A 7,242-nucleotide genomic window follows, 5' to 3' on the forward strand; every position below is an offset into this window, starting at 1 on the left:
ACTCGCTACGCTGGGGGCGTGAGCCGCCGTGACGACCTGCTGGACCAGGTCACCGACCACGTGCTCGAGCACGGCCTGGTCGGCCTGACGCTGCGCCCGGTCGCCGCCGCGATCGGCACCAGCGACCGGATGCTCATCTACCACTTCGGCAGCCGCGACGGCCTCGTCTCCGCCGTCGTCGCCCGCGCAGGGGACCGCAGCGTGGTGGCCGTCGACGCGCTGCCGGCGGCCCCGAACGTCCGGACCGCCGTCAACCGGCTCTGGGCGGCGTACGGCGAGGAGCCGCTCAACCGCTGCATGGACGTCTACGTGCAGGCCGCCGCGACCGGACTGTTCGGGAGCGAGCCCTACCTGAGCGAGGCGCGGGCCAGCAACGAGCGCTGGACCGCGGCGCTGCGCGCCTTCCTGGTGCGCAGCGGCGCCCCCGTCCGTCGGGCCGGGCGCATCGTCACCCTCGTCGACTCCGCGCTCTACGGCTTCCACCTCGACCTCGCCACCGACCCGTCCGACGAGCTCGCCCGCGGGGTCGACGACCTCGCTCGGGCGGCCCAGGCCCTGGCGGGGTGACGCCCGGTTGACCAGGGCGAAACACCTCGTCGCCACAATGGCGCGGTGACCGATCGCCTCGCCGCCGTGCACCCCGACCGCATGCACCTGGGCCTGATGCTGGCCCTGACGTTCACGACGGGGATCGTCGACGCCGTCGGCTACCTCGGTCTCGACCGGGTCTTCACGGGCAACATGACCGGCAACGTGGTGATCCTCGGCATGGCGCTGGTCGGCGCCGACGACCTGCCGATCCTCGGCCCGGCACTGGCGCTGATCGGGTTCATGGCCGGGGCCGCGCTGGGCGGCCGGGTGCTGCGTCGGGCCGACCGGGCCTGGACCGGCCTGACGACCTGGCTCTTCCTCGCGGTGGCGGTCGTGACCCTCGGGCTCGGCGTGACGCTCCTCGTCGTCGGCGAGTCGCCGTCGCGGCCGGTGGGCATCACCGTCACGACCCTGCTCGGCGCCGCGATGGGGGTGCAGGCGGCGACCGCCCGGTTCATCGCGGTCAAGGACGTCACCACGGTCGTCGTCACCTCGACGATCACCGGCCTCGCGGCGGACTCCGTCCTCGGCAGCGGCAAGGGCGGCGGCAGCGCCCGCCGGGCCGCGGCTGTCGTCCTGATCCTGGCCGGCGCCGCCACGGGTGCCGCCCTGCTGCGCTGGCACCTGGGCGCCGGTCTCCTGCTCGCCGGCGTGGTGATCCTGGCGACCGTCGCTCTCGGCGCGACGCACGCGCGGGCGTGGGAACGGCGTGCCGTCGCGCGCGTCGGGCTGTCACGCGGTGACAACGTGGACACCGCGTGACAACCGAGCGCGGCCAGGCGTCAGCCCGCCACGTGTCCGTAGCGCGTGAGCACGAGCCGCTCGAGCAGCTGCGCGACCATGTAGAGCAGGATCGAGGCGAGCGTCGTGACGACCAGCAGCGCCCAGACGGTGTCGTACTGGTAGAGCGCGAGCGCCTGGTTGACGGCCTTCCCGACGCTGTCCGGCGTCGTGTAGAACTCCGCGATCAGCGCACCCGTCACCGCGCCCGGCACCGAGATCCGGATCGCGGCGAAGAAGCTCGGCAGCGCGTGCGGGAAGGCCACGCGACGCAGCACGGCCGACTCGGAGCCGCCGTACACGTGCACGACGTCGACCATCTGCTGGGTCACCGACCGGAGCCCGAAGGAGATCGTCACCAGCGCCGGGAAGAAGACGACGATCCCGCTCATCGCGGCGACCGTCCAGAAGCCGTTGCCCACCACGAGCGTGATGATCGGCGCGAGCGCCACCAGCGGCACGGTCCGCACGATCATCGCCACCGGCATGGTTGCCGCCTCGACGCCCTTCCAGAGGTACGTCGCGGTTGCGACCGCCGTCGCGGCCAGCAGCCCGGCGGCGAAGCCGATGCCGGCGTCGATCAGCGTCTGCCACAGCGGGTGCAGCACCGACGAGCGGTTCTCGCTGGCGGAGTCGTCGCTGAAGAGCCAGCTGAGCACCTGCTCCGGCGTCCGCGCGACCAGCTCGTTGACGCCACCGACGTTGAGCAGCACCTGCCACGCGATGACCAGGCAGACCAGCACGAAGAGCAGGTTGAAGAGCGGCCGCCCGACCGCCTTGAGCGCGGTCACGGCGCGGTGCCCTTCGCCCAGGGGGTGACCATCCTGCCGATCCAGCCGATGGCGAAGTAGGCGAGCCCCGACACCAGTGCGCAGCCGAGCCCGAGCGACCAGGCCAGCGCCGTCTCGCGGTTGTTCTGGGCGAGGTAGAGCGACGGGCCGACCCCGATCTCGAGGTGCTTGTCGAACCACTCGCCGAGGAGCGCGCCGAGGTACGCCGCGGGCGCCGCGATCTGGAGGGTGGCGAAGAGCGCCGGCAGCGCGGAGACCACCCGCACCCGGCGCAGCTGCTGGACCCGGCCACCGCCGTACACCTCGACGACGTCGAGGCTCGCCTGGTCGACGTTGCGGAAGCCGAGGACGGCGCCGACGACGGTGGTGAAGATGACCGAGATGGCGGCCAGGTCGATGGCGGTGGGGGAGGTGCCGCCCTTGACCGGGATCTCGTGGGCGACGATCAGGATCGGCGCGAGCACCACGATCGGCAGGCAGTAGGTGATGACCGCGAACTGCATGACGACGGGCTCCAGGAACGGCAGCAGCAGCACCAGCACGGCGAGGACCAGCGCGATGCTGACGCCCCAGGCGTAGCCGGTCGCGGCCTCCTTGAGGGTGACCGAGAAGATCTCGCGGTAGTAGTCGAAGCCGCGGTCGCGGAAGACCGCGACGACGTCCGGCGGTGGTGGCACCTGCTTGGGGGTGAAGAAGAGCTCGGCCAGGACCCACCACAGCCCGACGACGGACACGATCCCGATGACGCCCGGGACCCAGCGACGGAGCCGGCCGGCCATCAGTCGCCCATCGCGGCGCCGCCGGTGCCGAAGAGCAGCTCGGAGGCGTGGTCGTGCAGGGCGTGGAACTCCGGTGTCCGCATCATGTCCGGGGTGCGCGGGCGCGGCAGGTCGACGTCGATGACCTCCTTGACCCGCCCGGGCCGCGGGCTCATCACGGCGACCTTGTCGGAGAGGAAGATCGCCTCCGCGATGCCGTGGGTGACCATCAGCGTGGTCGCCGGCTTCTCGGTCCAGATCCGCAGCAGCTCCAGGTTGAGGCGCTGGCGGGTCATGTCGTCGAGGGCACCGAACGGCTCGTCGAGCAGCAGCACGCTGGGCTTCACGACGAGCGCGCGGGCGATCGAGACACGTTGCCGCATGCCGCCCGAGAGCTGGGAGGGACGCGACTTCTCGAACCCCTCGAGCCCGACCAGCTGGATCAGCTCCTTGACCAGCGCGTCGTCCGCCTTCTCGCCCGAGACCTGGAAGGGCAGGCGGATGTTGGACTCGACGCTGCGCCACGGGAGCAGCGCCGAGTCCTGGAAGGCGATCCCGAGCTCGTGGTCGCGCCGCAGCTCGGCCGGTGTCTTGCCGTCGACCAGGGCTCGGCCGCTGGTGGCGGTCTCGAGGCCGGCGAGGATCCGCAGGATCGTCGACTTGCCGCACCCCGACGGCCCGAGCAGCGACAGGAAGCTGCCGCGGTCGGTGTGGAGGGTGGCGTCCTGGAGGGCGGTGACCTCACGTCGCCCGGAGGCGAACGTCTTGGTGAGGTCCTGGATGTGGATGCCGGTGCCGGAGGCAAGCTCGCCCTTGAGGGCGTGCTTGCCTCCGGTCGGTGTGGACTCTTGGCTCATCAGCCCTTGAGGTCCGGGTTCTCGGCGTACACCTCGTCGACGAGCGAGCTGTCGAAGAGGTCCTCGGTCGAGATGTCGATGCCGGCCGCCTTGATCGAAGCGATGTTGGCGTCGATCATCTCCGGGCTCATCGTGAAGAGCCCGTTGGCGTCGGTCTCGTCGCTCTTGACCAGGACCTCGCACTGCTGCTTGGCCTGCTCGATCTCCTTGTCGAGCTCGAGCGGCGGGTCGATGTCCTTGCCGTAGTCGTCGACCGCGAGCTTGGCGCCCTCCTCGTAGCCGGCGTCGCCGTTGCAAGCGTCGGTCCAGCCCTGGATCTCGGCCTTGAGGAAGGCCTTCACCTCGTCGGGGTGGTCGGCGATCATGTCGTCGGTCGTGATCACGGTCTCCGCGACGAACGGCAGGCCGTTGTCGGCGAAGGGGAGGTCGACGGTGTCGAAGCCGTCGCCCTTCACCAGCAGCGACTCGTTGGTCAGGTAGGCGACCAGGCCGTCGATCTGCTTGTCCTCGAGCGGCGAGATGTCGAACGAGTTCGGCACGATCGTCAGGCAGCTGGGGTCGATGTCGTTGGCCTTGAGGAAGGCGTTGAAGAGACTGAGGTTGGGGTCCTGGACGCCGATCTTCTTGCCGCACAGGTCGGCGGGCGTGGCGATGTTGCCCTTGTCGGCCAGCGACAGGATGCTGAACGGGTTCTTCTGGTACGTCGCGCCGACGATCTTCAGCGGGAAGCTCGAGTTCGCGACGGCGGCCGCGGTCGAGACCGCGTTGCTGAGCCCGAACTCCGCCTTGCCGGTCGCCACGATCTCCTCCTGCGCGACCGGCCCGGCGAGCAGGTTGACCGAGGAGAAGCCGGCGTCCTTGTAGTAGCCCTTCGAGTCGGCGATGAACTCGCCGGCGAACTCGGAGTTCTTGATCCAGGACAGCTGGACGCTGACGTCGCCGTAGTCCCCGCCCTCGGCCGCGGCGGAGCTGGAGTCGCCGGAGGCGCCGTCGGAGCCGTCCGAGTCGGAGCCGCAGGCCGCGAGACCCAGCGTGGTGACGGCGAGGACGGCGGTGAGCTGGAGCGCGGTGCGTCGGGCACCCTTGCGCGACAACCTGTGCGACCGGAACGACAAGGTCATGGGGTTTCTCCTAGGTACGGCGGATCACGGGCGTCCGAGACGGCCCGAACGTAGGAGCGCCACGTTGCGGAACTTCGCGACCGACGTAACGCGAGCGTTAAAACGCTCGTTTCAGCGCCGCTCCCCGAGGAAAAGTCCGTTGTCGTCAGGTGGTGGTCAGGACCACCAGCTGCTGCGTCGCCCGCGTCATCGCCACGTAGTGGTCGACGACGCCCTCGATGCCGGTGCCGAACGACCCGGGGTCGATCAGCACGACGAGGTCGAACTCGAGGCCCTTCGACAGCACGGGCGTCAGTGCACGCACCCGGACCGTCGTCGGCGTCGCCGTACCGTCGGCGCTGATGACGCACGCGATCCCGTCCGCGTTGTCGTCCAGCCAGGACCCGAGGACCCGGTCGAGGTCACCGGCCGCGCCGTGGACGACCGGGAGCCCGCTGCTGCGGATCGACGTCGGCACGTTGGCGTCGGGGAGCGCGGCCCGGATGACCGGCTCCGCCTCGGCCATCACCTCCTCCGGCGTGCGGTAGTTGATGCTCAGCGACGCGATCTCGACCTGGTCGAGGCCGACCCGCTGGAGCCGTTCCTGCCAGGACTCGGTGAAGCCGCGCCGGGCCTGCGCGCGGTCGCCGACGATGGTGAGGCTGCGCGAGGGGCAACGCGCCAGCAGCATCCGCCACTCGGCGTCGGTCAGCTCCTGGGCCTCGTCGACGACGACGTGCGCGAACGGTCCGTCGAGCGGCTCGGACTCGACCGTGCGCAGGCCGCTCTCGTCGACGAGCGCGTCGCGCAACCCCTCCTGGCGCAGGCTCGTGACGATGCCGCCGTCGTCGTCCGCGGCGATGAGGTGGTCGACGACGTCGGCCATCTGCTCGCGCTGCGCGGCGATGTCGGCCGCGCGCTCGCGCCGGATCCGCGACGTCTCCGGGTCCCCGAGCCTGCGGCGGGCAGCGTCGAGCAACGGCAGGTCCGAGACCGTCCAGGCCTGGGGGTCGTCGCGCTGGAGGGTGCGCACCTCGTCGGGCTCGAGCCAGGGCGCGCACCTGCGCAGGTAGGCCGGCACGTCCCACAGGTCGCCGACCACGTCGGTCGGCTCGAGCAGCGGCCACGCCTTCGTCAGCGTCGAGCGCAGCCCGACGTGCTGGTTGAGGGCACGACGGACCTGGTCGTGGGTGGCGTCGGCGCCGTCGAGGTCGTCGTACTTCTCGAGGAGGATCGTGACCAGCTCCTCCCAGATGTCGTCGCGGGCCTCGTTGTGCGGGCTGCCGGCGACGGAGTCGAAGGCGTCGCGCCAGTCGTCGGCGCTGAGCCAGAGGTCGGCGTACGCCGTCTCGATCTCCATGCCCTCGGTCGGCGGTTCCTCGTAGAGCCCGACCGCCGGCTCGATGGCGCCGACCATGGCGGTCGTCGCCTTGAGACGGGCGACGTGCGGGTCGGCCTCCGGCGGGAAGGCGCCGGGGACGGGGACGAGGTCGCGCAGGGTGCAGGTCTGCACGCCCTCCTCGCCGAGGCTGGGCAGCACGTCGCCGACGTAGGAGAGGTAGGGCTGGTGCGGCCCGACGAAGAGCACGCCGCCGCGGCGGTGGCCCAGGCGCGGGTCGGCGTAGAGGAGGTACGCCGTGCGGTGCAGCGCGACGACGGTCTTGCCGGTGCCGGGGCCGCCGTCGACCACGAGCGCGCCGCGGGAACCCGCGCGGATGATGGCGTCCTGGTCGGACTGGATGGTGCCGAGCACGTCCCGCATCCGCGACGAGCGGCTGCCGCCGAGGCTGGCGATGAACGCCGACTGGTCGTCGAGCGCGGCGGCGTGGCCGTCCAGGCCGGCGTCGGTGAACACCTCGTCCCAGTAGTCGCTGATCCGGCCGGCGGTCCAGCGGTAGCGGCGCCGGCTCGCGAGCCCCATCGGGTGCGCGTGGGTGGCGCCGAAGAACGGCTCGGCGACGGGCGAGCGCCAGTCGACCAGGAGCCGGCCACCGGTGCTGTCGGTGAGCCCGAGGCGACCGACGTACACGGCCTCGCCGTCCTCGCCGACCATGTGCCCGAGGCAGAGGTCGAGCCCGAAGCGGCGCAGGGTGCGCAGGCGGGCCGTCAGCCGGTGCACCTCCTGGTCCCGGTCCAGGGCGACCTGCCCGGCCCCGCCGGCCTCGCCGTCGCGGGCGCCCTCGGGTGCACCGGGGTCGCGGCGGGCGGTGTCGAGGCGCTCGGAGAGGTCCGCGATCGACCGCGCGAGCGAGTCCGCGATGGCCGCGAAGTGCTCCTCGTCCGCGGCGATCAACCGGGGGTCGGCCTTGGCGGCGAGGTCGTCGGGCAGGGCGAAGGCGCTGGTCACGACAGGAGATTCTGGGGG

General features: G+C 71.5%; 7 protein-coding genes. 2 read left to right on the forward strand and 5 right to left on the reverse strand.

Features of this window, described 5'->3' with window-relative positions; translation table 11 throughout:
• The first annotated feature begins 18 nt into the window (after window positions 1–18).
• A complete protein-coding gene (locus ACFPYL_RS07000; RefSeq protein ID WP_379152207.1) occupies window positions 19–567 on the forward strand; it encodes a TetR family transcriptional regulator in 549 nt (182 codons plus the stop codon).
• 45 nt (window positions 568–612) lie between these two features.
• A complete protein-coding gene (locus tag ACFPYL_RS07005) occupies window positions 613–1,353 on the forward strand; it encodes a YoaK family protein (protein ID WP_379152210.1) in 741 nt (246 codons plus the stop codon).
• A gap of 20 nt (window positions 1,354–1,373) precedes the next feature.
• Here ACFPYL_RS07005 and ACFPYL_RS07010 read toward each other — a convergent pair whose 3' ends face one another.
• From ACFPYL_RS07010 to helR, 5 genes are all read right to left on the reverse strand, one after another.
• Window positions 1,374–2,162, reverse strand: a complete 789-nt coding sequence (locus tag ACFPYL_RS07010) for an ABC transporter permease (RefSeq protein ID WP_379152213.1) — start codon at window positions 2,160–2,162, stop codon at window positions 1,374–1,376.
• Entirely contained in the window at window positions 2,159–2,941 is a 783-nt protein-coding gene (locus tag ACFPYL_RS07015; protein ID WP_379152216.1) for an ABC transporter permease, read from the reverse strand. Before ACFPYL_RS07015 ends, ACFPYL_RS07010 begins: the two co-directional genes overlap by 4 nt.
• Window positions 2,941–3,777: an ABC transporter ATP-binding protein gene (locus ACFPYL_RS07020; RefSeq protein WP_379152219.1), complete on the reverse strand. Its 837-nt coding sequence runs from the start codon at window positions 3,775–3,777 to the stop codon at window positions 2,941–2,943. Before ACFPYL_RS07020 ends, ACFPYL_RS07015 begins: the two co-directional genes overlap by 1 nt.
• A complete protein-coding gene (locus ACFPYL_RS07025) occupies window positions 3,777–4,898 on the reverse strand; it encodes an ABC transporter substrate-binding protein (RefSeq protein ID WP_379152222.1) in 1,122 nt (373 codons plus the stop codon). The genes ACFPYL_RS07020 and ACFPYL_RS07025 overlap by 1 nt, the downstream gene beginning before the upstream one ends.
• Window positions 4,899–5,043: 145 nt before the next feature.
• On the reverse strand, window positions 5,044–7,224 hold the full coding sequence (helR, locus tag ACFPYL_RS07030) for an RNA polymerase recycling motor ATPase HelR (RefSeq protein ID WP_379152224.1): 2,181 nt from the start codon (window positions 7,222–7,224) through the stop codon (window positions 5,044–5,046).
• Between the last annotated feature and the right edge of the window lie 18 nt (window positions 7,225–7,242).

Source organism: Nocardioides hankookensis (genome assembly GCF_042658885.1).
Classification (GTDB): Bacteria; Actinomycetota; Actinomycetes; order Propionibacteriales; family Nocardioidaceae; genus Nocardioides; species Nocardioides hankookensis.